The following is a 23,279-nucleotide window of genomic DNA, read 5'->3' as shown; positions in this document are numbered from 1 at the left end:
CGGTTTCCATGGGGAAGAAGCAGAAGCGCAAGCACAAGGAGACGAGGGAGACGCGCGCGGACGCCGCGCCGAAGGAGCCCCTCGCGACCGCGGCGTTCGTCGCCGCCGACGCCGGAGTACGAGCCCCCGAGGAGGTGCTCTCGATCCTCGAAGGCGCGCCGCCTCCGGAAGGCGAGCACGCAGCGCCGCGTCTCTTCGCCGAGCCGCCGCCCGCGCCGGAGGACGCCCCCGCGTCCCTGGACGACGACGACGACGACGATGACGACGTATGGGCCGCGGCCGAGATGGCGCCCGCCCTGCCCTTCGGCACCGATCTCGACGGGGACGCGCCACCCTCGCCGCACCTCATGCCCGGCTACGACCTCGACGCCGACGAGGTACAGGACGTCGCGCCGATCGGCCCCACCGAGGCCGTCATCCGCCCGAGCATTCCTCCCGCATCCGTGCGCGACGAGGCCGAGAGAGCGGGCGCGGGCGCGACGAGCCCCGCCGAGATCGAACAGCAGATCCGCGACCTCGAAGCCCGACTCGATCGGATGATCGGAGGTCGCGAGCGCGCGGACGAGCCTGTGTACGTGCCGAAGCCGCCGCCGGTCCCTCCCGCGCGGAAGAGCGACGTGCCGAGGGCCAAGCCCCGGAGCGACGTCCCTGTGGCGCGCGCCTCGGTGCCCGAGTCGGCCACGGCGAGCGAGGTCCTTTCGCCCGAGTTCTACGCGAAGCAGTGGGGACGCGCGGGCCTGCGCAGCCGCTCCGAGGAGGTCGACGAGTTCGGGCTCGATCCGGCCTTCGAGGCGAAGCTCCTGCCCGTGCTCGATTTCCTCACGAAGCGGTATTTCCGCGTCGAGGTCGAGGGCGTCGACAACATCCCCACGGAGGGCCGTTGCCTCGTCGTGGCGAACCACGCGGGTGGCCCCCTGCCCTACGACGGCGCGATGCTGCGCGCCGCGGTCCGCCGCGATCATCCCGCGCACCGCGAGCTGCGCTGGCTCGCCGAGGATTTCGTCTACTACCTGCCCTTCGTCGGCACGTTCATGAACCGCCTCGGGGCGGTGCGCGCCTGCCAGGAGAACGCGGAGCGGCTGCTCAACAAGGGCGCGCTCGTCGCGGTCTTCCCCGAGGGCGCCAAGGGCATCGGCAAGCTCTACCGCGACCGCTACAAGCTCCAGCGCTTCGGCCGCGGCGGCTTCATCCGCCTCTGCTTGCGCACGCGCACGCCTCTCGTGCCGTGTGCCATCGTGGGCGCCGAGGAGGCGAACCCGATGCTCTACCGCTTCGAGTACATGACGAAGACGCTGGGCATCCCGTACTTCCCGATCACGCCGACCTTCCCGGCGCTCGGGCCCCTCGGCCTCATGCCCGCGCCGACGAAGTGGCGCATCCGCTTCGGCGAGCCGCTCACGTGGAGCAACTACGGCCCCGAGGCGGCCGACGACGAGATCCTCGTGGGACGCCTCTCCGAGCGCGTGCGCGCGTCGATCCAGAGCATGCTCGACCGGATGCTGTCCGAGCGGCGATCGGTCTGGCTGGGATAGGATGAGCCCAAAGGATCGCGGGGACACGAACGGTGTCCTCGTCCTCGACAAACCCCAAGGTCCCACGAGCCACGACGTCGTCGGCAAGCTGCGGCGCGCCCTCGGCATGCGCCGCATCGGCCACGCCGGCACGCTCGATCCGATGGCGTCGGGCGTGCTCGTGATGCTGCTCGGCGAAGCCACGAAGCTCGGTCCCTACCTCACCGCGCACGACAAGGCCTACGACGCGCGCGTGGTCCTCGGGCGCGGCACGGACACGCTCGACGCGGAGGGCACGGTCACGGCCGAGGCGCCGCTGCCAGCGTGGCTCGAGGACGAGATCACGCGGTTCGCGCGAGAAGGCGCGGCCGCGTCGCTGCCCAACATCACGGCCGCGCTCGATCGGGAGCGCGCGCGGACCGAGCAGTCGCCGCCCGCGTACTCGGCCATCAAGGTCGAAGGGGCGAAGAGCTACGACCGCGCGCGGCGGGGCGAGGTCGTGGACTTGCCCCCGCGTCCGGTCTCGGCGCGCGCGATCGAGCTCTGCGGCGCGGGGATCCTCGAGCCGGGGAAGCTCGCGTTCCTCGACGTCTCGCTCGACGTGAGCAAGGGTTATTACGTGCGCTCCCTGGCGCGTGATCTCGGCGCGGCCCTCACGGTGCCCGCGCACCTCGGCGCGCTCCGTCGCACGCGGAGCGGGCCGTTCGGGCTCGACGTCGCGAAGCTGCTCGACGCGCCCCCGGAAGCGTTGCGGGCGGCCGTCGTGCCCCTCGCCGCGGCCGTTCGTCTGGGCCTACCGACGGCCGTGCTCACGGCCGACGGCGCGGTGCGTGCATCCCAGGGCAAACGCCTCGGCGCGGCGGACTTTTCCGAGCCGCCGCCGCGTGCGCTGGAGATGCAGGAAAGCACGACGACTCACCCGGACGAACCTTCCGAACCCGAAGAGTCGGGTACGAGCGCCTGGCTTTCCCCGGAGGGCCGTCTGGTCGCCGTGGGGAAATGGGATCATGATGGTTACGTGGTTCAACGCGGCTTCACGGATGTCCCCGCGGGCCGCGAGGTCGAGACGGAAAAGCACGTCGCGTCTGGTCGTCCCTTTCCGCCCTGACCATCCGTAGCTACCGAGCGACCGCGGCGGGTTGCGTCGTGGAAGCAAGGTCCGCTACGATTCGACGTGTAGGGAGTTCGGTTTTGAGTCCAAACGACGTACCACTGGCGCTTTTGGCAGGGGCCATCGCGTCGGCGCTCGTCGGGGCCCTGTTCGCCGGAGCGGACACGGCCTTGACGAGCCTCACCCAGACCCGCCTGGCGGCGCTCATCGACCAGGCGGAAGGACCGGAAAAAGCGGCGCTCGAGCGCATCCGCAGCGCCGACGCCAAGCTCCGGTCTCGTTACCTGCTCGGCAGGGTCCTCAGCACGGCCCTGTCGGCCATCCTCACGATGCTGTTCTTCATGCCGCTCTATCCGCAAGCGGCGCCTCTCCTCGCCTTTGGCGTGACCGTGGTCTTCACGAGCACGCTCTTCGAGGTGAGCACCACGCTCGGGCGCAAGCACGCCGACCACGTGGCGCCGATGGCCGCGCGCTGGCTTCGGCCGCTCGAGATCGTGATGCTCCCGCTCGCGGTCCCGCTCGGCTGGCTCGGCGCGTCGATCGCGGCGAAGGAGAGCAGCGAGCCGCCGGATCCGCACCTCACGGAGGCGGAGGTGGAGATGCTCGTCGAGGAGGGCGCGCGCAGCGGTCTCTTCGGCCGCGAGCCTGCGGAGATGATCCGCAACGTGCTCGAGTTCCAGGATCGCACGGCGAAGGACGCGATGATCCCGCGCTCGCGCGTGGAGGCCATCGACGTGAGCACCCCGCTCGACAAGACGCTCGCGATCGTCACGGAAAGTGGGCACTCGCGTTACCCGGTGTATCGCGAACAGCTCGACAACGTGGTGGGGCTCCTCTACGCGAAGGACCTGTTCAAGGCGTTCGAGGAAGACCGGCTGAAGAAAAAGTCGCTGCAGGAGATCGTGCGCAGCCCGGCGAACTTCGTGGCCGAGTCGCAGCCGCTCTCGACGCTGCTCAAGGAGATGCGCGGCCGCAGGCAACACCTCGCGATCGTGATGGACGAGTTCGGCGGCGTGAGCGGCATCGTGACGCTGGAGGATGTGCTCGAAGAGATCGTCGGCGACATCCGCGACGAGCACGACGTGGAGGAGGCGCCGCCGATCCAGGATCTCGGCGACGGCCGATTGATGGCGGATGCAGCCGTGTCGATCCGCGATCTCTCGGCGTTCCTCGGCTCGGAGCTGCTCACGGACGGCGAGGGCGCGGTGGAGCAAGAGCACACGCTCGAAGGGCTGCTCACGGAGCACCTCGGCAAGACGCCGGAGAACGGCGCGAGCGTGAGCAAGTACGGCCTGCGCTTCATCGTGCGCGACTGCGACGAGCAGCACATCGGCAAGGTCGAGATCGTCAAGCCTCGCAGCGTCGAGGTCTGAGCGGCCTTCTCTTCCTGCGCGTCGGACAAAACGAAACGGGGCCCGCTTTCGCGAGCCCCGTTTTTCTTTCCATCACCCGAGGGTGACAGCGTTTCAGCTTCCCTGCGTGACCTTCTGGATCGCGGTCATCAGGTTGTCGCCGGTCTCGATCAGGCCGGTGATCGGGTTCTGCGGGTTCGAGTCGTCGCCCTTGAGCTCCGTGCGCAGATCGAGGAAGGCCTTGCGCAGGTTGCGGATGCCTTCCTGGCTCGTGAACATGGCCGTCGTCGTCGGATCGATGGGGATGAGCTGGGGATCACCGCCGCCGGGCAGATCGCCCTTCGTGTAGCGGTTCAGCTTCTTCTCGACGGACTTCATGCCCTGCTGCGTCCGCTCCGGCTTCATGACGGCGTAGTTCGCGGGCCAGTCCTTGCCGATCTCGAACGGATCCTTCACCGGCACGAGCTCCGCGATCACGCCCTTCTGGTCGGACCGGAAGAGCACGGAGAAGTTCATCACCGGCTCCTTCTCTTCCTTCCAGGCCTTCTCGATCGGCGCCTTGGCGAGCTCGAGCAGGTTCTTGAGGCTGTCCTTCTTCTTGTTCAACTCCTCGACGCCCGAGGTGTAGTTGAGCAGCTGCCGCAACGCGCCTGCGTTGAGGCCGGAGATGCTGCCGCCGTCGACCTTCGTGGCGTCGAACGGGATGTTGATGCCGCCGAGCTGACCGGCGAGCTCCGCGGGATACTCCTTCTTGCCGAGCTTCTCCGCCGCTTCGCCGAGGAGCGTGTCGAGCTCCTTCATCTTCTCGTTCGCGGCCTTCACGTCGGGCATGAGGGCCTTGGCGTTCGCCACGATTTGCTTGCCGCGCTCGTTGCGCGCGGCGGCGCCGCCGACGGGGTAGCCGATGGCGATGCCGAGGAGCGCCGTGCCGACCGCGGCCATGATGAGGCGCTTCTTCGCCTTCTCGCGCTCCTTGATGATCTCCTCGCCGACCTCGACCTTGATGGTCTGCTGGACGGCGGTGGGCTTCGGCGGAGGCGGCTCTGCGGCGGCCGGCTTTGCGGCCTGGGCGAACGGAGGAACCGGGATGCCGGGAGAGATCCCGGGCGGCGGAGCGATGTTCGGCGATTTCCCGCCAGAACCAGAACCGGAGGGCGGCGGCTGTGACTGACCAGGAACGGGCAGCGGAACGGCCTGCGTTCCGATGTTCGTCTTGCCGAGCCGCGCCTTCAGATCGATCTTGGGTTTCTTGCTCTTGTCTTCAGCAGCCATCGGCTCCTCGTAGCGACCAGCGGGAAGTTACCGGCGCGACGTACGTCGTGTCAACGGCGCGCCCGCTGAAATTGTCCCTCGGGCTTGGAAGCGCGGGGCCCGCGTTTCCTTGGTTTCTCGACGACGGCACGCGGCCGGGGTGGTACCTACCGGAGCGCATGCTTCCTCCGCGTCTGCCCCTCGCCGTCGAGACCCGCGCCGTCACGGCGCCGGACGGCACGCGGATCACGTACTACGCCACCCGATCGCCCTATCCGGGCGCGCCCGTGGTCATGCTGGCGAACGGGCTCGGGGGCCAGCACATCACGTGGAGCGCGCAGATCGAGCACCTGCGGGGGCGTTACCGCTTCCTCACGTGGGACTACCGCGGCCTCTTCGCCTCCGCGCGGCCGCCGGAAGGCACGCCCGCGTCGTATGCGATCCCGCGCCACGCCGAGGATCTGCTCGCGATCCTCGACGCCGAGGGCGAAACGCGCGCGGCGCTCGTCGGCTGGAGCATGGGCGTTCAGGTCGTGCTCGAAGCGTACCGGAAGGCGCGGAGCCGCGCGCGTTGCATCGTGCTCCTGAACGGCACGAGCGGCAGGCCCCTCGACACGGTGAGCCCCTTGCCCGGCATGAAGACCGTGCTGCCTTCGCTCGTGGAGCTCGCGGGCCGCGCGCACGCGCTCGCGTCGCAGGTCACGCGCAGGGCCGCGGACGTGCCCGAGGCGCTCGCGTGGCTGAAGGCCATGGGCGTCATGAACGAGTCGCTCGACGACGCGGTCTTCAACGAGCTCGTCCAGGGCTTCAGCGCGCTCGACATGGAGGCGTATTTCCACAACCTCCGCGCGCTCGGCGATCACGACGCCTCGGACGTGCTCGGCACGATCGACGTCCCCACGCTCATCGTGTCGGGCGATCGCGACGCGATGACGCCGGCCGCGCTCGCGAAGGAGATGGCGAAGCAGATCCCCGGGGCGGAGCTCTACGTCGTGCGCGGAGGCACGCACTACACCGCGGTCGAGTTCCCCGAGCTCGTGAGCCTGCGGCTCGAAAAGTTCCTCGCGAAGGCCGCGCCGGGCGCGGGCGGAACGTCGAACGAATAGCGCGCGATTTGCCGGAATTTCCCGGGAAAAAGACGCATCGAGCGACCAGCCGCACCGTGGCGCGGTGCTACTTTGAGGTCGGGGGGATGGAGGGACGCGGCCCGCGCCTCGGCGCGAGGCGCTTCCGTCCATCGCTAGCAAGGTGGGATCGATGCGGCTGCTCGTCGTCGACAACTACGACTCGTTCACTTACAACCTCGTTCAATACCTGGAGATCCTGGGCGCGAAGTGCGTCGTGCGGCTGAACGACGCGATCGACGTCGACGGCGCGCGCGCGCTCGACCCGGACGGCATCCTCGTGTCGCCCGGGCCCTGCTCGCCGAACGAGGCAGGCGTGAGCCTGAGGATCATCGAGGCCCTCGGCGGCGAGCGCCCCCTGCTCGGGGTTTGTCTCGGCCATCAGGCCATCGCGCAGGTCTTCGGCGCGCACGTCGTGCGCGCGGGGCGCGTGATGCACGGCAAGACGTCGCCGATCGAGCATGACGGGGGCACGATCTTCGCGGGCCTGCCGCGGCCTTTCGTGGCCACGCGGTACCACTCGCTCATCGTGGAGCCGAGCTCGCTGCCGAGCGAGCTCGAGGTCTCCGCATGGACGAACGAGGGCGAGATCATGGGACTGCGGCACACGCGTCTGCCGATCGAGGGCGTGCAGTTCCACCCCGAGTCGATCCTCACGACGCGCGGGATGGATCTCCTGCGCAACTGGCTCGATCTCGTGAAGGAGCACGCCCGGGCTCGGACGGGAGGCGCGCTGGCAGGAGCGTGCCTGTGAGCGCCGCGGTCACCTGCTTCGCGCACGTCTTCGAGCAGATCGCGCAGGAGGATCGATCCCTGCCACGAGCGATCGTGCGCGGAGCGTTCGACGCGATCCTCGCGGGCGCGTGGACGCCGGTGCAAGTGGCCGGCTTCGTGGTCGCGCTGCGGCTGCGTGGCGAGGACGCCTCCACGATCGCGGCGGCCGTCGAGGCGATGCGCGCGGTGATGGTGCGCGTCGATCACGGGCTGCCCGCGGTCCTCGACACGTGCGGGACGGGGGGCGACGGGCTCGGTACGCTGAACGTGTCGACGGCCGCGGCGATCGTGGTCGCCGCCGCCGGCGTGCCCGTCGCCAAGCACGGAAACCGCAGCGTTTCGAGCCGATCGGGGAGCGCCGACGTGCTCGAAGCGCTCGGCGTCCCGATCGACGTGCCGCCCGAGCGTCAGGCCGAGGTGCTGCGCGAGGCGCAGATCGCGTTCCTGTTCGCGCCTGCGCACCACCCGGCGATGCGGCACGGAGCGCCGGTGCGGCGCGAGCTCGCGATCCGCACGATCTTCAACGCGCTCGGGCCGCTCTCGAACCCGGCGTGCACCACGCATCAACTGCTCGGCACGTACGATCACGCGCTCCGCCCTGTCTTTGCCGCGACGCTGGCCGAGCTCGGGCTCCGGCGCGCGTGGGTCGTGCGCGGCGAGGACGGGCTCGACGAGGTGAGCCCGTTCGGGCCGACGCGCGTCACGGAGCTCGCGCGTGGATCGCTGCGCGAGATCGTCGTGCGGCCCGAGAACTTCGGCCTGCCGGTCTCACCGCCCGACGCGATCCAGGGAGGAACGGCCGCCGAGAACGCGGAGGCGATCCTCGCCGTGCTCCGCGGCGAGCCGCACCCTGCGCGGTGCGCGATCCTCTTGAACGCGGCCGCAGCGCTCGCCATCTTCCGCGAGACGAACAATCCGCGCGACTGGCCGGATCTCGCGGCGGAGGCGGCGGCGGCGATCGACAGCGGCGCAGCGATGCGCACGCTCGACGCCCTGCGCGACGCCGCGGAGCGCGCGCGCGACACCGGAGCGCCGTGATGGACGGGCATGCGGGAAGACGCGTCCTCGACACGATCCTCGCGTCGAAGCGGGCCGAGATCGCGGCGCTGCTCGCGGCGCCTCCGCCACGCATGATCCGCGCGCCTTCGGGCGGCGTCTTCGAGGCGCTCCGTCGGCCCGAAGGCGCGGCGCTGCGGCTCCTCGCCGAGGTGAAGCTGCGTTCGCCGTCGGCCGGCGCGCTCTCGTCGGCGCTGCGGCCGGCCGAGCGGGCGCGTCGATATGGCGAGGCAGGCGCGACGATGATCAGCGTGCTCGTCGACGAACCGTTCTTCGGCGGCTCGTACGGCGACCTCGCGGCGTGCCGCGACGCGCTCGACGCGGCCTTCGGCGCCGCGCGCCCGAAGCTCCTCTGCAAGGAGTTCATCCTCGACCCGATCCAGCTCGCGATGGCCGCGGCGCACGGCGCGGACGCGGCGCTGCTCATCGCGCGCATCACGTCGGCGGAGGATCTCGCTCGGCTCGCGGACGCGGCGCGGGATCTCGGGCTCGAACCCTTCGTCGAGGTCGCGACCGAGGAGGAGCTCGCCGCGGCCGAGCGCGCCCGCGCGCGGGTCGTCGGCGTCAACGCGCGCGACCTCGACACGCTCGCCATGGATCCTGCGCGCGCCGAGCGCGTGCTCACCCGCGCGGATCGCGGCGCCGCGCGGGTCCACCTCTCCGGGCTCGCCTCGCCGTCCGACGTCGCGCGCATCGCGCACGGCCCCGCCGACGCGGCGCTCGTGGGCGAGGCGCTCATGCGGCAGGACGACCCGGGGCCGCTGCTCGCCGCGATGGTCGCGCGCGCCGCCGGTTGATCCTCACATCGCCGCGGGCCCCGTCATCATCCGCGCCGCGCAGCGACCGCCCTGGCAGACGCATCCACCGCCGCAATCCATCGTCCCCTGACGACACTCCATCGAGCACAGCACGGCCCTGCAATCCGGCGCCGCGCCCCGCGCGACACACGACGCCGCGTGGCAACACGCGGCCGGCGCGCAGTCTGCGTCCGAGCCGCATGCGGCCTCCGCCGTGCTTGCGCTCTCCGTCGAGGATCCCGTCGGCGACGGCGCGGCCGGGGGCGTCGTGTCCGTGGGGGAACGCGCTTCCTCGCGCGCATTCCTCGGGCCTTCCGACGACGCGGGGTTACACGCGGACGCGAGGAGCAACGAGGCGAGGAACGGCAGGATCGTACGCATCGAGCGATCCTCTTGCCTCGCCGGGGCGGCCTCGTAAAGCCCTCAACGGTCGATGTGCTGCTTCAGTTGTGTCGTGAGCGCATCGAGATCCGCCTGCACGTCCGCGACGGGGACGCCGTTCGTCCGCACGAACTGCGCGAGCTCTGCGAACGACGGATCCTCGAGCACGGCCGCGACGGCGGGCAGCGCATACCCTCGCTCCCGAGCGAGCCGCCCCATGAGCACGCGGATCTCCGCGCGGAAATCCACGCCGGAGAGCGCCCTGTAGAGGATCGCCGCCGCGAGGTGCGCGGCGCTCTCTTCCCTGCGCGCGGTGACCTCCAGGAGCTCCGACACGCGCAGGTGCACGATCGCGCGCGGCACGACGTTGTCGAGCCGGGCGAGCGGCGCGAGCGATCGCAGCTCGAGCGAGATCGCCTTCTCGAGGTCCCCCGCGTCCCTGTGGTGGCCTGCGAGCGCGGCGAGGGTCCCGGCGTGGCCGAGCGCGTCGTTCTGCGCCTCGAACGCGCCGAGCAGCGCGTCGAGCCCGCCCTGCTCCTCCACGGCCCCGGCGACCGGCCCGACGATGGATGCGTCGTTCGCCACGCGCACGGCCTCGCCGAACATCGAGGCGAGCGCCGCGAGCGCGCCTGCGCCGAGGAAATACGACGTCGCCGTGATCCCGGCCTCGACGCCTGCTTCCTTCGTCCCGCCGGGGACCTTGCCCTCGACGGCCGCGACGAACGCCGCCCCGTACCGATCGCCGAACGCGACCTTCACCGCCGCCTCGTCCTGCCCTGCGCGCTCCTCGGGCTGCGCGGCCATCCACGCCGTCACCACGATCGCGGCTGCCTCCGTCGCTGCGAGGCCCATCGCCGCGCCGCCTTCGAGCAGCGGCGCGCGTGTCACGAGCCGCGCCTCCACGAGCTCACCGACGAGCGGCTCCAGATCCGGCCTCTCGGGCTCCCCTGCCTCCACGAGGGCCGCGATGCGCTGCTTCACCTCGTCCGGCATGGCCGGCATCTCGGGCCTCGCCTCGGGCGGCATCCGCTCGAACGCGGCCATCATGCGCCCGATCTGCCGAAACCGCTCGTCCTCCACCGACTCGCGCGCGAACACCTTTTCAACGAGCGGCTCGGGCACGGGCGGAAGCGCCCGCGTGAGGATCCAGAGCAAGCGTCGCGCGTCGGGGGAGAGGCCAGCTACCGCGGACTCGACGGCCGGTTCGGACATGCCGCACAGGGTACCGGCGGGCGGGATCAGGGAGAAGAGGGCTCGGCGGGCTTGGGGAGGATCCAGAAGGGCGCGAGGTTGATCTCGAGGTCGAAGGGAGGGAGCCGTGGAGTTTCGTCCTCCCCTGCGGACGTGACGAGCCAGAGGCGCTCACGCTCGGTCCGAAAGACCTCGACGAGGCGGATCTCGGGATCGATCAACCAGACCCAACCGACGCCGGACCGCGCGTAGTGCGGCAGCTTGATCTTTCGATCGTCGCGCGCCGTCGAGGGCGAGAGGACCTCGCAGCAGAAATCCGGAACGAGCGTGATGGGGTACCCATGCGGCGGGTCGGGGCAACGTTCGATGCGCCATCCGGCGAGGTCGGGGTTGAAGAGGCGATCGTCGAAGCGAACTGCGGGCTCCTGCTCGATCCACCAGCCGGAGCCCGTGACATCCGCGCTCGCGCCACGGAGCGCCCACTGGCACTCCCGCGCCGCACGCCGATGCGGAGCATCCGGCCGAGACATCGTACGGATCACGCCCGGCTCCAGGATCTCACCGCTCAGGTGTTCCGGCAGCCGATCGATCTCGGCGAGCAGCTCCTCGAACGTAGGAACCTTCCGCGCGGGGTCACCCATGCAACGAACGTAGCATGAACCGGCCCCGCGCCGCCCTCCGCCCCTACCGCTTCAGGAGCGTCGCGAACGGGTTGTTCGTGAACTTCCCCTGCGGCTGGGGTTTGCCCTGGGGCCCCCCCTTGCCCTGCGGCCCTTGCCCGCCGCGGCCCTGCGGAGCTCCTTGCGACGACTGCGCCCCCGCCTGCGGGCGCTCGCCCTTCCGCGCCGTGAGCGAGATCCGCTTGCGCACCATGTCCACCTCGAGCACGCGCACCTTCAGCTTGTCGCCGACCTTCACGACCTCGCTCGGATCCTTCACGAACCTGTCCGCGAGCTGCGACACGTGCACGAGCCCGTCCTGGTGCACGCCCACGTCCACGAACGCGCCGAACGCGGTCACGTTCGTGACCACCCCTTCGAGCTCCATCCCCGGCTTCAGGTCCTCCATCGTCCGCACGTCGTCGCGGAACTTCGGCGGCTCGAAGCTCGCGCGTGGATCACGCCCCGGCTTCTTCAGCTCGACCAGGATGTCGTTCATCGTGTACTCGCCGACGTCACCGCCGATGTACTTCTTCGGATCGATCCGCCCGATGAGCTTCGCGTCGCCCACGAGCGACGCGACGGGCACGCCGAGGTCCTCGGCGATCTTCTCCACGAGCGCATAACGCTCCGGGTGCACCGCGCTCGCGTCGAGCGGGTGCTCGCTCCCGCGGATGCGCAAGAAGCCCGCGCACTGCTCGAACGTCTTCGGCCCGAGCCCCGCCACGTCGAGCAGCTTCTTGCGGCTCGAGAACGCGCCGTGCTGATCACGGTGCGACACGATCTTCTTCGCGAGCGAAGCACCGATGCCTGCCACACGCGAGAGCAGCGGCGCGCTCGCCGTGTTGAGCTCCACGCCGACCATGTTCACGCAGCTCTCGACGACCTCGTCGAGCTTCCGCGCGAGCAGCGATTGATACACGTCGTGCTGGTACTGCCCCACGCCGATGCTCTTCGGATCGACCTTCACGAGCTCGGCCAGCGGATCCTGCAGCCGCCGCGCGATGCTGATCGCGCCGCGCACCGTCAGGTCGAGATCGGGGAACTCCTCGCGGGCGACGTCGCTCGCCGAGTACACGCTCGCGCCCGCCTCGCTCACCGGCACGCAGAAGATCTCCTTCAGCCCCTCGGCCGCGAGCACATCCCGGACGAACTGCTCCGTCTCGCGCCCGTGCGTCCCGTTGCCCACGGCCACCGCGCTCACGCCGTACTTCCGGCAGAGATCGCGGATCGTCCGCTTGCCGCGCTCCTCCGCCTCCGCGCCTTGCACGAGGTAGATCGTCTCGTTCGCGAGCACCTTGCCCGTGTCGTCGACGACCGCGCACTTGCAGCCCGTGCGCTGCCCCGGATCGATGCCGAGCACCGCGTGCGTCCCGAAGGGCGCCGCGAGGAGCAGCTCCCTGAGGTTCTGGGCGAACACCTCGACGGCCGCGCGATCCGAGATCTGCTTCAGCTCGACGCGCACGTCGATCTGCACGCTCGGCGCGAGCAGCCGCTTGTACGCGTCGGTCACCGCCTTGCCGAGCTCACCCGCCCAGGGCGAGCCGCCGTCGAGCCCGGCCATCTTCCCGATCGGCGCCATGAGCTGCTCCCCATCGAGATCCACGGACGCGCGGAGGATCCCCTCCGCCTCGCCGCGGCGGATCGCGAGGTAGCGATGCGACGGCATGCCTGCGACCGGGCCTTCGAAGGTCGCGTACGTGTCGAACTTCGTCGCCTTGCCCTCGTGCTCCTCGTTTTTCTTCACGCGGATCACGCCGTCTTGCATGTACGACTCGCGCACGCGCTTGCGCACGTCGGCGTTCTCGGCGATGCGCTCGGCGCAGATGTCACGCGCGCCCGCGAGCGCCGCTGCGACGTCGGGCACCTCCTTGGCCGCGTCGACGAAGGCCTTCGCCTCCTCCTCGGGGCTGCCGTCCTTCGCCTGCGACCACATCCGGTCCGCGAGCGGCTCGAGACCGCGCTCCTTGGCGATGATCGCGCGCGTCCTGCGCTTCGGCTTGAACGGCAGGTAGAGATCCTCGAGCTCCGCCTTCGTCGCGCAGCCGAGGATCTTCTTCTTCAGCCCGTCCGTGAGCTTGCCCTGCTTGCCGATCTCGTCGAGCACCTGCCTGCGCCGCTCGTCGAGCTCCACGAGGTACGTGCGACGCTCCTCGATGGCGCGGATCTGCACCTCGTCGAGCCCGCCCGTCGCCTCCTTGCGATACCGCGCGATGAACGGCACCGTCGCGCCCTCGGCGAGCAGTTTTACCACTGCCGAGACCCCGGACCTCGGGAGCGAGAGCTCCTCGGAAAGGGTCGGGACGGGGTCGAAAGCAGGCAGCGTGAGCGTGGGCGAGGACACCGTGGTGGAGTCGGTCGTGGCGGTCATGGGACGGGACGCTTTATCCATGGCCTGCACGGCTGTCCAGCGGGAATCGACCGTTTGCCCTCGCGCCCGTGCGTTCGCCGACGAGGACCCTCCCCCGTCCGTACGGGACGGCCCCGATCCCGCGAAAAATGGGAATATCGATTTCATTTCGGGCGCGCAATCACGCCCTCGAAAATCACGCCGCCTTCGACGCCTCGCTCCCTGCGGCCTCGTCCTTCGCCTCGTTCGGACTCCACAGGCTGATCCGCGTGATGTCGACGCCACGCCTTCCATCCGGCAGCATCACGATCACGTCCTCGAAGTGCGCGTCCTCCACGATGTCGTCCGCCGCGTACGCGTACCGCGCGTGAATCGTCGCCCCGAACGTGCTGTCGAGGCCCGTCAGGATCGCGAGGATCTCCACGTTCCCCTGACCGAGCTCGTCGACCGTCATCCCGTGGAGCGGGCTCTGCTCGTCGATCGGGTGCATCACCGTCCACGTCATCGCAAAGATCGGGTTGTTGCTGCGGATCAAGCTGAGATCAAAGAACCGCCGCATCCGCTCGCCCTCGCTCGTCGTCTCGAACTTGAGCGCGCAGACGCGCATGCTCGCCTCCACGATCTGGTTCGCGCGCGCGTTCGCCACGCGGAACACGAGGTGCGGGATGCCGTTGCGCTTCGTCAGGATCGCGATGTCGCTCCACACGACCCGCGCCATCGGCCGCGCGAACTTCGCGAACACGATGCCCGTCGCCAGCGCCAGGCTGAAGAGCCCGAAGATCGCCTCCAGCGTCACGAGCACGTGCGCGTAGATCGTCTTCGGCGCCATCGCCCCGTAGCCGATGGTCGCCATCGTTTGAACACTGAAGAAAAACGCGTCCGTGAACGACCCCGGCTCCGCGTTCGCGATGTCGTCCCCGCCGAGCAGGTACAGCAGCGCGAACCCGAGGTTCGCCGCGAGATAGGCTGCAAAAAACGATAAAGCCACGACCGTCCATCGGGCCTTCATCACCGTATGGTAGAAGTCGTGCCACGAGGTGACTTGCCCGTGGACCGCGACGCCGGCGAACTCTCCGTCGCGGGTCAGGGTCCGCGCCCATTTCGCCGCCTTCGGGGGAGGAGATGGCGGGGCCTGCTCTCGGCTCATCGTACGGGCAAGCGTACCGGAAGTCCGCGCGACGTGGGAAACGATGCTCAGGGCGCGAGCGCGACCACGAACGTCTCGTAGTACCCGGTGCTCGGCGTCGGCCCAAGCCCGAAGTCCACGACGCCCATCGCCGTCCCCGCGACGTACACGCGCCCCTGCCCGTCCACCACGGCCTGCTGCCCCGATTGGAAATCCGTGCCGCCGATGCGACGCACGAACACAGGATTCCGATAGGCGTCGAGCTGCGCCACGAAGGCATCGCCCCAGAGCTCGTCCTCGTGCGACGCGAGGGCCACCTCGCCGAAGGACATGTGCCCGCGCATGTCTCCCGTGAGGATCACGCTCCCGTCGCTCGCCATCGTGATCCCTTGCCCCGTATCGAAGTCGTTCCCCCCGTAAAGTGCGCTCCGACGGTGATTCCCCTTCGCATCGAGCTCCAGCAGATACGTGTTCGTGTCGTATTCGTCCGAAACCGAGAGGAGCCCTCCTCCGAGATCGACGTTCCCCTCGACGCTCCCCGTGAGCACGAGCCCTCCGTCGTCCGTGAACGCCGCGCCGGTCGTCGTGTCCGAGTACCCCGCGCCGCCCACGTTCCGGCTCCAGCTGGGTTTGCCTTCGAAATCGTAGGTCACGAGGAATCCGTCGTGTTGCCCGAATGCGACGAGGTCGAAATCGAGGCCCACCTCGAGCGCTTTGTTGAACTCCCCCACCACGGCGATGACGCCGTCCCGCACCGCTAGATCGTACGTGAAAACGTATCCATAGTCGCTGCGGAACGTCCGCGACCACATGGGCGTGCCGTCCGGGGCGAGGCGCACGAGAAAATCGCCGTTCGACCCGGCCTGGGGCTCCCCGATCCCGAGATCCACTTCGCCCCACGTCGAGCCCGTGACGACCGCGCCGCCGTCCGGCATCGCCGCGATCGTCCTCCCTCGCTGGTTCCCCGCGCCGCCGAACGTCCGCGCCCAGACCACCTTCCCCGCCGGATCGAGCTTCGCCACGAATGCGTCGTCACCGCCGCCCCACGGCAGCGAAATGCCGTCGAGATTTAACGACCAGCGGAACGTCCCCGCGACGAGCGCCGAGCCGTCCGGCAAGGCCGCCACGTCGTTCGCCTCCTCCGAGAATTCGGCGCCTAACGAACGGCTGTAGACGTGATTGCCCTCGCCGTCGTACCGCGCAACATACGCTTGATGATTGTTCGACGGGCTCGGCAGCGGGCCCCCGCCGAGGTCGATGTCCCCGTAATGCCTGCCCGCCACGATCACCCCGCCCGAAGCGACCCCGGCGAGCCCCACCGGCGCGGCATAATTGTCGCGCCCGAACCGGCGCGCCCAGAACGGCGCGCCGGGCGCGGTCTCCGCGGCGACCTCCTCGCCACAGCCCACGAAAAACGCCGAAAGCCCCACGATCCCGAGCAAACGAAGGAAGGACACGCGTCACCTCATTTCACGAAAAGGGAAAGGCTGCTCAGGGCGCAAACCCGACCACGAACGTCTCGTAGTACCCCGAGGCCTCGGTCGGCCCGAGCCCAAAGTCCACGACGCCGCGCGCCATCCCCGCGATGTATACGCGCCCTTCCCCGTCCACCACGGCCCGCAACCCCGATTGCGCATCCGTACCGCCGATGCGACGCAGGAACACGGGATTCCGATCGGCGTCGAGCTTCGCCACGAATGCGTCGCCCTCCTCGCTCGCGGCGAGGGTCGCCGTGCCGAACGACATGTGCCCGTGCATCGCTCCCGTGAGGATCACGCTCCCGTCGCTCGCCGTCGCGAGCCCGTTTCCGGTATCGGGTTTGTCCCCGCCATAAAGCGCGCTGCGCCGGTGATTCAAAGGCGCGTCGAGCTCGAGCAGATACGTATTCATGTCGACGTCGGTCGAGCTCGAGAGGATCCCCCCACCCAGATCGACGTTCCCCTGAGCGTCGCCCGTGAACACGAGGCCGCCGTCGCCCGTGAACGCGACCGCCGTGACATGGTCGTAGGACGATGGGTCGCCGATCGGCCGACCCCTGAGGGGTTTGCCCTCGAGATCGTAGACCGCGACGAACCCATCCACGGACATCGCCGTGACGATCTCGGTGCCGAAGCCGAGGTCGAGCGAGTGTGAGAAGGTTCCTACCACGGCGATGACGTCGCCCTGCGCCGCCACGTCGTGGACGAAGGTGAACCCGGGCTCGCTGTGAAGGACCCGCGACCACAGGAGCGCGCCGTCGGCGCCGAGCCGTACGAGAAAGGGGAGGCCGAATCCCGTGTCCTCGGGCTCCCCCGTCCCGAGACGAAGCTCGTCCGAGCTCATGCCCGCGACAATCGCGCCGCCGTCCGGCAGCGCCGCGATCGCGACCGCTCGTTGGTGCCCCGCGCCGCCGAACGACCGCGCCCAGACCACCTTCCCCGCCGGATCGAGCTTCACCGCGAATGCGTCGTCCCTCCCATCCGAGAGGAGCGAGACGTCGTCGAGCTCGATCTGAAAGCCGTAGGTGCCCGCGACGAGCGCCGAGCCGTCCGGCAGCGCCGCGACGTCGTTCGCCCCCTCGGCGAACACGTCGCCGAACGAGCGGCTGTACACATGCCTGCCCTCTCCATCGTAACGCGCGACATAGGCCTGGTAGTTATTTCCGGGGCCCGGCAGCGTGCCCCCGCCGAGATCGGCGTCCCCGTAAAGCCGGCCCGCGACGATCACGCCCCCCGATTCGACACCGGCGAGCCCCACGGGCTCGACATCGTTCCCGCGCCCAAACCTTCGCGCCCACAACGTCGCGCCGGAGTCGGTCTCCACGACCTCGTCGCCACAACCCACGAAAAACGCCGAAAGCCCCACGACCGCGAGAAAACGAAGAAAGGACACGCGTCACCTCATTTCACGAAAAGGAAAAGGCTGCTCAGGGCGCGAGCGCGACCACGAACGTCTCGAAGTACCCCGTGCCGGGCGTCGGTCCGAGCCCGAAGTCCACCGTGCCGACCGCCGTCCCCGCGACGTACACGCGCCCCTGCCCGTCCACCGCGGCTTGCTGTCCCGATTGCATCCCCATCCCGCCGAAGCGCCGCAAGAAGACCGGATTTCTGTCGGCATCGAGCTCCGCGACGAACGCGTCCTCCAGGCTGTCGTCGTCGGGCGGCGCGACGCTCGCCTCGCCGAACGACATGGGCCCGTACACCTGCCCCGCGAGGATCACGCCCCCGCCCGCCGTCATCGCGATACCATCCCCACGATCGTCGTTGTCGCCTCCGTAAAGGAAGCTCCGCCGGTGATTCAAGGCCGCGTCGAGCTCCAGGAGATACGTATTTTCGTCGTGCAGCTGCGACCCGGGGAAGAGCCCCCCGCCAAAATCGACGTTCCCACGGACTCCACCCGTGAGGACGAGCCCTCCGTCGCCCGTGAGCGCGACGGCCTTCACCGCAGGGCTGTTCCCCTCGACGCCCAACGTCCGAGCCAAGGCGGGTTTGCCCTCGAAATCGTACGTCACGACGAACGCCTTTGCAGACCCCACCGGGAGGAGGCCGTCATCGAGGCCCACGTCGAGCCAGTTCGCCCAAGCATTCCCCACCACGGCGATGGTATCGCCCTGCACCGCGATGCCTGCCACGAACACGTATCCGTCCGTCTCGATCATCTGCGCCCACGAGGGCGTGCCCTTCGCGTCGAGCCGGACCAGGAATGCGCCGAGGAAAAAGTCCTGAGGTTCCCCAATGCCGAGATCCACCTCGACCCGCGTCGTCCCCGCGACGATCGCACCGCCGTCCGGCATCGCGGCGACCGCCGTCGCCTCCTGCCACCCCGCGCCGCCGAACGCATGCGCCCAGACCACCTTCCCCGCCGGATCGAGCTTCGCCACGAAGGCGTCGTCATTGCCGTCCCACGGCAGCGAAATGCCGTCGAGATCGAACGACCAGCCGAACGTCCCCCCGATCAGCGCCGAGCCATCCGGGAACACCGCGACGTCGTTCGACATCTCCGCGAGCTCGGTGCCAAACGCGCGGCTGTAGACGTGTTTCCCTTCGCCGTCGTACCGCGCGACGTACGCTTGGTGGTTGTTCCCCGGGCTCTGCAGCGTGTCCCCGCCGAAATTCACGACCCCGTGATAACTCCCCGTCACGATCACGCCGCCCGAAGCGACCCCGGCGAGCCCCACCGGCTCGCGGCCACTCCCCTGCCCGAACCGGCGCGCCCACAGCGCCGTGCCCGGATCCTCGAACGAGGTCTCCGGGACCTCGCCGCCACAACCCACGAAAAACGCCGAAAGCCCCACGACCCCGAGCAAACGAAGGAAGGACACGCGTCACCTCACGTCACGAAAAGAAAAGCCTCTTCGCGACGTTAGCAGATCAGGTATGGGCGGTCACGCCCTCGCGCGGGACGCAAAGGGCCGGAGCACGGCTGCGGCGTCCACCGACACGCGCCCCGCGCCGAGCACCCCGTCGAGCGCCGGATCCACTGCGAGCGCCGCCTCCACGCGGAGCAGCGCCGGCAAATACACCACCTCGCGCCCGAGCCCGCCCCCGCGATACACCCGCGCCGTGATGCGCAGCGCGTCCGGCAAGCTCGCCCCGTGCGAGAGCAAATGCCGCGCAGCCTCCACGAAATCGGCCCCCGCTTCGAGCTTCCGCGCCGCCACGTGCCGGCACGCGAGCTCGCGCCGCCGCCCGCCCACGAGCGCCCCCGCGCGCCGCTCGAGCAAGAGCGCCCGCCCCTCCTGATCGTCCGCGCCGCATTGCGTCCCGATCACGAAAATCCCGAGCGGCATCCCCGCCGCCCGGCACCGCGGCAAGACGTGCCCATCCATCTCGTGCAGCACGGTCCGCTCCACGTCGGCCCGCGTCATGAACCGCCCCGCCGCGACCTGCACGACGCCCTCGCCCGTCGCCGCGAGCGACGAGAGGTCCCGCACCACGACCACCCGAAAAGGCAGCCGCTGCGCCCCGATCTCCGCGCGCATCCGCACGAGCAGCGATCCTTCCGCTGCCTCGTCGTCGCTGCGAATCAGAGGTTCGTCTTCCGCGCGCGGGGGCGGTTCCGAGAGCCAGCGCCCCGCGAGGTCGTCCGCCGCGTCGTCGTAATGGTCGCGTCGGCCAAACCTATTCCGTGCCGCCGCAAAGAGCCCCTTCGTCCCGACCGCCGAGCATACCAGGGCCTCCGCCGCGATCTCCCGGGCCCTGCCCGCGTACACCGCGCCGAGCGGCCCCTCGTTCTCCAGGAACGCCGCGAGCTCCCCGAGCGCGCGCACGAGCCCGTCGTGATCGGGCGGCGCCTCGTACGAGAACCGCGGCGCCTCGTGATCGCCCCGCGCCCACACGCTGCCGAGCCGATCGAGCTCCTGCCGGAGGTTCGTCGGCGTCGTGCACAGGATCATGCGCACGCGCGAGGCCGCCTGCACGAGCGCGTTCCCCGCGTCCGTGATCCATGGCGACGAGTGAGGTGAAGGCGCGGGCGGCACGGTCCTTACAGCAGGTTCGCCGCGAGCTCCGCGAGCTCGCTGCGCTCGCCCTTCGCCAGCACGACGTGCCCGGCGATCTGCTCCTGCTTGAACCTGTCGGCCACCACGCTGAGCCCGTTCGACGCGTGATCCACGTACGGATTGTCGATCTGGTGCGGATCCCCCGTGAGGATGATCTTCGTCCCCTCGCCCGCGCGCGTGATGATCGTCTTCACCTCGTGCGGCGTGAGGTTCTGCGCCTCGTCCACGATGAGGTATTGATGCGGCAAGCTGCGGCCGCGGATGTACGTGAGCGGCTCGACCTGCACGATCCCGCTCTCGAGGAGCTGCACGAACCCGCGCCCGTCCGCGCCCTTGCCGCGCGAAACCGAAGCCCCGCTCGAGAACAGAAATTCGAGGTTGTCGAAGATCGGCTGCATCCACGGATTCAGCTTCTCGTCGACGTCACCCGGCAAGAACCCGAGATCCCGGCCGAGCGGCATCACCGGACGGCTCACGAGCAGCCGCGAGTAGATGCCATCCTCCACCGTCCGCTTGAGCCCCGCCGCCAGCGCGAGCAGCGTCTTGCCCGTGCCCGCCTTGCCGATCAGCGTCACCAGCCGGATCGTGTCGTCGAGCAGCAAATCGAGCGCATACGCCTGCTCCTTGTTGCGCGGCCGTACGCCCATCACCCCGTCGCGCGGCGTGCGCAGCGAGACGACCTGCCCCTTCGAAGCATCGTACCGCCCGAGCGCCGTATGCGTCGCGGTCGCCTCGTCGCGCAACAGCACGCCCACGTTCGGGTAGAGCGCCGAGCGATGCGGCGCCGCGACGAACCCGTGCTGGAAAAACAGGTCCACGTCGCTCCCCGGGACCTCGACCTCGAGCACCGACAGCTCGTTCTCGGGATCGGGCGCGCTCTGGCTCTCGTACGTCTCCGACGTCACCCCCAGCGCGTCCGCACGGATGCGCAGGTTCGTGTCCATCGTGACGAAGATCGTCGGCTTGCTCTTGTCCTTGTCGCGGACGTCGATCGCGACCTGCAAGATCGCGAGGTCCTGCGACTTCGAATCGAGCCCCACGAGCGCGTTCGGCCGACGCTCCGGAATCGCGATGCGCAAGGATCCCCCGCGCTCGAGCGGCACGCCCACGGAGAGCGCGCCCGCGGCGCTGCGCAGGCCGTCGAGCAGCCGCGCGATCGTGCGCGCGTTTCGCCCCCGCTCGCTGCCTTCCCGCTTGAACTGATCGATCTCCTCGATCGCGTAGATCGGGATGATCAGGTCATTGTCCTCGAACTTGAAGATCGCGTGCGGGTCGTGGAGGAGGACGTTGGCGTCGAGGACGTAGTTTTTCCTCATGGCTGAGCTTCTTCGACCCGTTGCAATTGGGGTTTGGGACGTAGCTCGGCTTGTCCGAGCAGAGCCCCAATCGTTGTCAGGAATGACGGTCAAGCGGCGTAGCCCCCGTCAGGGATGTGCGCAAGGCTAGCAGGCTGTTGAGAAACTTGCTGCGCGCCCAGGATCGTCGGTCGTCGTCCTCGGAATACGCTTGTATTCCTGCGTCCTCCTCCCTAGCTCCAGGGCGCTCGCTGCGTTTCTCAACAGCCTGCTATACCATTCGCACGTATCGCCCGTGACGAATGAGCGGCTCGCCGTCCAGGTCGACATCCGTATCGGCCGCGGCGAAGGAGAGCTGGCCGTGCGACGTCCAGAGCGCGCCCGTCCGCGCCGCGAAATTCTCCCCGAGCGCGAGGTGCACGCCCGGCATGTTCTCGTCATGGATGAGCTCGCCGAGCGGCGCCGCGATCCCGATGTTCGCGCCGAGCGAGAGGAGCCCCACCCGATCGTGGCCCATCGCTTCGCCGATGAATTTCTCGACGTACGCCTTCACCGAGGCGTCCCGACATTCCACGCGTTGCACCCGCCCGCCCTCGAACATGAGCCGGATCGGCCGGCTCGACAGCGAGCCGAGCCGCGAGCCGTAGCCGCCGCCCATCGACGCGTCGACCACGTACGTGCCCGTCACCTGGTGCGGCGACGTCACGAGCGCGCCGTACGGCACGTTGAGCCACTGGCCCGAGCGGATCGTGCTGCCGTTCGCGAACCAGCGCAGGTTCGGCGCCATCTCCACTTCGATCGACGTCCCCGCCTGCGAGCGCACCTGGAGCCTCGAATGCGGCTTCACCGCGTTCCGGAGCGCCGCGATGAGGTCGAAGACCCGCGTCGAGCTCGCCAGCATGCTGTTCACGAACGCGCGCCGGCTCGTCCCCACGATGTGCACGTGCCGCGCCCGGTTCGCCGTGGCCATCGTGACGAACGTGTGCCGCGCGTCGTACTCCCCCTCCTCGTACGTCACGGCAAACAGCGTCACGTCCGCGCCCGGCAACGCCGCGAGCACGTCCGGCGGACATCGCACCCAGGGCCGCGGCGCGAGCGCCTCCGCGTCGATCCGCTCGACGCGCGCCCGCCGCTCGAGCGCCACCTGCTCGAACGCGCGCGCCACGGCCTCGTTCTGCCGGTCGTGCACGAGGAGCAGCCGCTCGTTCGTCTCCAGCGCGACGAGCTCGTCGAGGACACGCGCCGCCGGCGTCACGAGGCCCGGATCGACCGCCGGCCGCGCCGAGAGGAGCGTTTGCGCGCGAGGCGCCCCCGGCGGCCGCGACGTCGAGTGCGCGAGCGACGAGGGCGGCGGCGACGTGGGCGGCGGCGGGATCGTCGAGATCGTCCGCGGCCCCTGCGAGCCCGGCGACGTCGAGAGCGGCGTGTTCCGTTTTTGCGTCGACGGGGCCCACGAGCGGGGCGTGGTCGAGGGCGGCGGCGGCGTCGCCCCGCGGGAAAACCCGGACGGCGTGGGTGGCAGCGGCGTTGCGCGACCGGTTCCCGAGCCCGGCATGGACGGCGGCGGCACGGAGGCCGGGGGCGTCGGGCGCGCGGCCGGCGGCGGCGGCGTCGGAGTGGGCCCGCGCAGCGGGGGCGGCGAGAAGAACGGCTTGCCGTTCGTCGAAGGCGCCGGTTTGTCCTCCGGGTTCGTCGCCGGGGCGACGGGCTCGCGCGCGGCCTTCGGCTCGCTGCTCGGAGGAAGCTCGGAGAACGCACGCCGCGACGACCCGCGCCCCGGCGAAGGTGGCGTCGGTCCCGGTGCGCCGGGCGGACCCTTCAT

At 69.7% G+C, this 23,279-nt stretch carries 19 protein-coding genes; 7 read left to right on the top strand and 12 right to left on the bottom strand.

The features are described from left to right. Positions 1-8 precede the first annotated feature (8 nt). The 3 genes from QHF85_RS31575 to QHF85_RS31565 are packed head-to-tail and all read left to right on the top strand — an operon-like array spanning position 9 to position 3,995. On the top strand, positions 9-1,532 hold the full coding sequence (locus QHF85_RS31575) for a lysophospholipid acyltransferase family protein (protein ID WP_281331092.1): 1,524 nt from the start codon (positions 9-11) through the stop codon (positions 1,530-1,532). A gap of 1 nt (position 1,533) precedes the next feature. After that, positions 1,534-2,619, top strand: coding sequence for a tRNA pseudouridine(55) synthase TruB (truB, locus tag QHF85_RS31570; protein ID WP_281331091.1), 1,086 nt, complete (start codon positions 1,534-1,536; stop codon positions 2,617-2,619). A 38-nt stretch (positions 2,620-2,657) separates the two neighbouring features. Next, a complete protein-coding gene (locus tag QHF85_RS31565) occupies positions 2,658-3,995 on the top strand; it encodes a hemolysin family protein (RefSeq protein WP_281331090.1) in 1,338 nt (445 codons plus the stop codon). Positions 3,996-4,088: 93 nt separating this feature from the next. On the opposite strand, the gene QHF85_RS31560 is transcribed toward QHF85_RS31565, so the two are convergent. Beyond that, positions 4,089-5,246 carry a formin gene (locus tag QHF85_RS31560; RefSeq protein WP_281331089.1) on the bottom strand — a complete coding sequence of 386 codons (1,158 nt, stop codon included), beginning with the start codon at positions 5,244-5,246 and terminating at the stop codon, positions 4,089-4,091. Between the two features lie 158 nt (positions 5,247-5,404). On the opposite strand from QHF85_RS31560, the gene QHF85_RS31555 reads away from it, so the two are divergent. The 4 genes from QHF85_RS31555 (at position 5,405) to QHF85_RS31540 (ending at position 8,976) form a co-directional block, all read left to right on the top strand. Beyond that, positions 5,405-6,331, top strand: coding sequence for an alpha/beta hydrolase (locus QHF85_RS31555; protein ID WP_281331088.1), 927 nt, complete (start codon positions 5,405-5,407; stop codon positions 6,329-6,331). Between the two features lie 151 nt (positions 6,332-6,482). Next, positions 6,483-7,103, top strand: coding sequence for an aminodeoxychorismate/anthranilate synthase component II (locus QHF85_RS31550; protein WP_281331087.1), 621 nt, complete (start codon positions 6,483-6,485; stop codon positions 7,101-7,103). Then, positions 7,100-8,161 (top strand): anthranilate phosphoribosyltransferase, encoded by a 1,062-nt coding sequence (gene trpD / locus QHF85_RS31545; protein WP_281331086.1) that lies wholly within the window; start codon positions 7,100-7,102, stop codon positions 8,159-8,161. The genes QHF85_RS31550 and trpD overlap by 4 nt, the downstream gene beginning before the upstream one ends. After that, on the top strand, positions 8,161-8,976 hold the full coding sequence (locus QHF85_RS31540; protein ID WP_281331085.1) for a hypothetical protein: 816 nt from the start codon (positions 8,161-8,163) through the stop codon (positions 8,974-8,976). The genes trpD and QHF85_RS31540 overlap by 1 nt, the downstream gene beginning before the upstream one ends. Positions 8,977-8,979: 3 nt before the next feature. On the opposite strand, the gene QHF85_RS31535 is transcribed toward QHF85_RS31540, so the two are convergent. From QHF85_RS31535 to QHF85_RS31485, 11 genes are all read right to left on the bottom strand, one after another. Beyond that, positions 8,980-9,357 (bottom strand): hypothetical protein, encoded by a 378-nt coding sequence (locus tag QHF85_RS31535; protein ID WP_281331084.1) that lies wholly within the window; start codon positions 9,355-9,357, stop codon positions 8,980-8,982. A gap of 42 nt (positions 9,358-9,399) precedes the next feature. Beyond that, positions 9,400-10,569: a hypothetical protein gene (locus QHF85_RS31530; protein WP_281331083.1), complete on the bottom strand. Its 1,170-nt coding sequence runs from the start codon at positions 10,567-10,569 to the stop codon at positions 9,400-9,402. Between the two features lie 26 nt (positions 10,570-10,595). Further along, on the bottom strand, positions 10,596-11,189 hold the full coding sequence (locus QHF85_RS31525; protein ID WP_281331082.1) for a Uma2 family endonuclease: 594 nt from the start codon (positions 11,187-11,189) through the stop codon (positions 10,596-10,598). 43 nt (positions 11,190-11,232) lie between these two features. Continuing rightward, entirely contained in the window at positions 11,233-13,578 is a 2,346-nt protein-coding gene (locus QHF85_RS31520) for a Tex family protein (protein ID WP_281331081.1), read from the bottom strand. 175 nt (positions 13,579-13,753) lie between these two features. Then, the gene (locus QHF85_RS31515; protein ID WP_281331080.1) at positions 13,754-14,704 is read right to left on the bottom strand and encodes an ion channel; all 951 of its coding nucleotides are present in this window, start codon (positions 14,702-14,704) and stop codon (positions 13,754-13,756) included. A 47-nt stretch (positions 14,705-14,751) separates the two neighbouring features. Beyond that, positions 14,752-16,140, bottom strand: a complete 1,389-nt coding sequence (locus QHF85_RS31510) for a hypothetical protein (protein ID WP_281331079.1) — start codon at positions 16,138-16,140, stop codon at positions 14,752-14,754. Positions 16,141-16,174: 34 nt separating this feature from the next. Then, complete coding sequence (locus QHF85_RS31505; RefSeq protein WP_281331078.1) at positions 16,175-17,554, bottom strand: hypothetical protein; 1,380 nt, start codon at positions 17,552-17,554, stop codon at positions 16,175-16,177. 34 nt (positions 17,555-17,588) lie between these two features. Next, complete coding sequence (locus QHF85_RS31500) at positions 17,589-18,983, bottom strand: hypothetical protein (RefSeq protein WP_281331077.1); 1,395 nt, start codon at positions 18,981-18,983, stop codon at positions 17,589-17,591. A 63-nt stretch (positions 18,984-19,046) separates the two neighbouring features. After that, the gene (locus QHF85_RS31495) at positions 19,047-20,141 is read right to left on the bottom strand and encodes a tyrosine/phenylalanine carboxypeptidase domain-containing protein (RefSeq protein ID WP_281331076.1); all 1,095 of its coding nucleotides are present in this window, start codon (positions 20,139-20,141) and stop codon (positions 19,047-19,049) included. Between the two features lie 5 nt (positions 20,142-20,146). Next, positions 20,147-21,478 carry a PhoH family protein gene (locus tag QHF85_RS31490; protein ID WP_281331075.1) on the bottom strand — a complete coding sequence of 444 codons (1,332 nt, stop codon included), beginning with the start codon at positions 21,476-21,478 and terminating at the stop codon, positions 20,147-20,149. Positions 21,479-21,728: 250 nt separating this feature from the next. Then, positions 21,729-23,279, bottom strand: coding sequence for an aminopeptidase (locus QHF85_RS31485; protein WP_281331107.1), 1,551 nt, complete (start codon positions 23,277-23,279; stop codon positions 21,729-21,731).

Origin of the sequence: Polyangium sp. 6x1, from assembly GCF_029946515.1 — a bacterium.
GTDB lineage: Bacteria > Myxococcota_A > Polyangia > Polyangiales > Polyangiaceae > Polyangium.
This window is presented reverse-complemented; position numbering and strand designations above follow the sequence as displayed.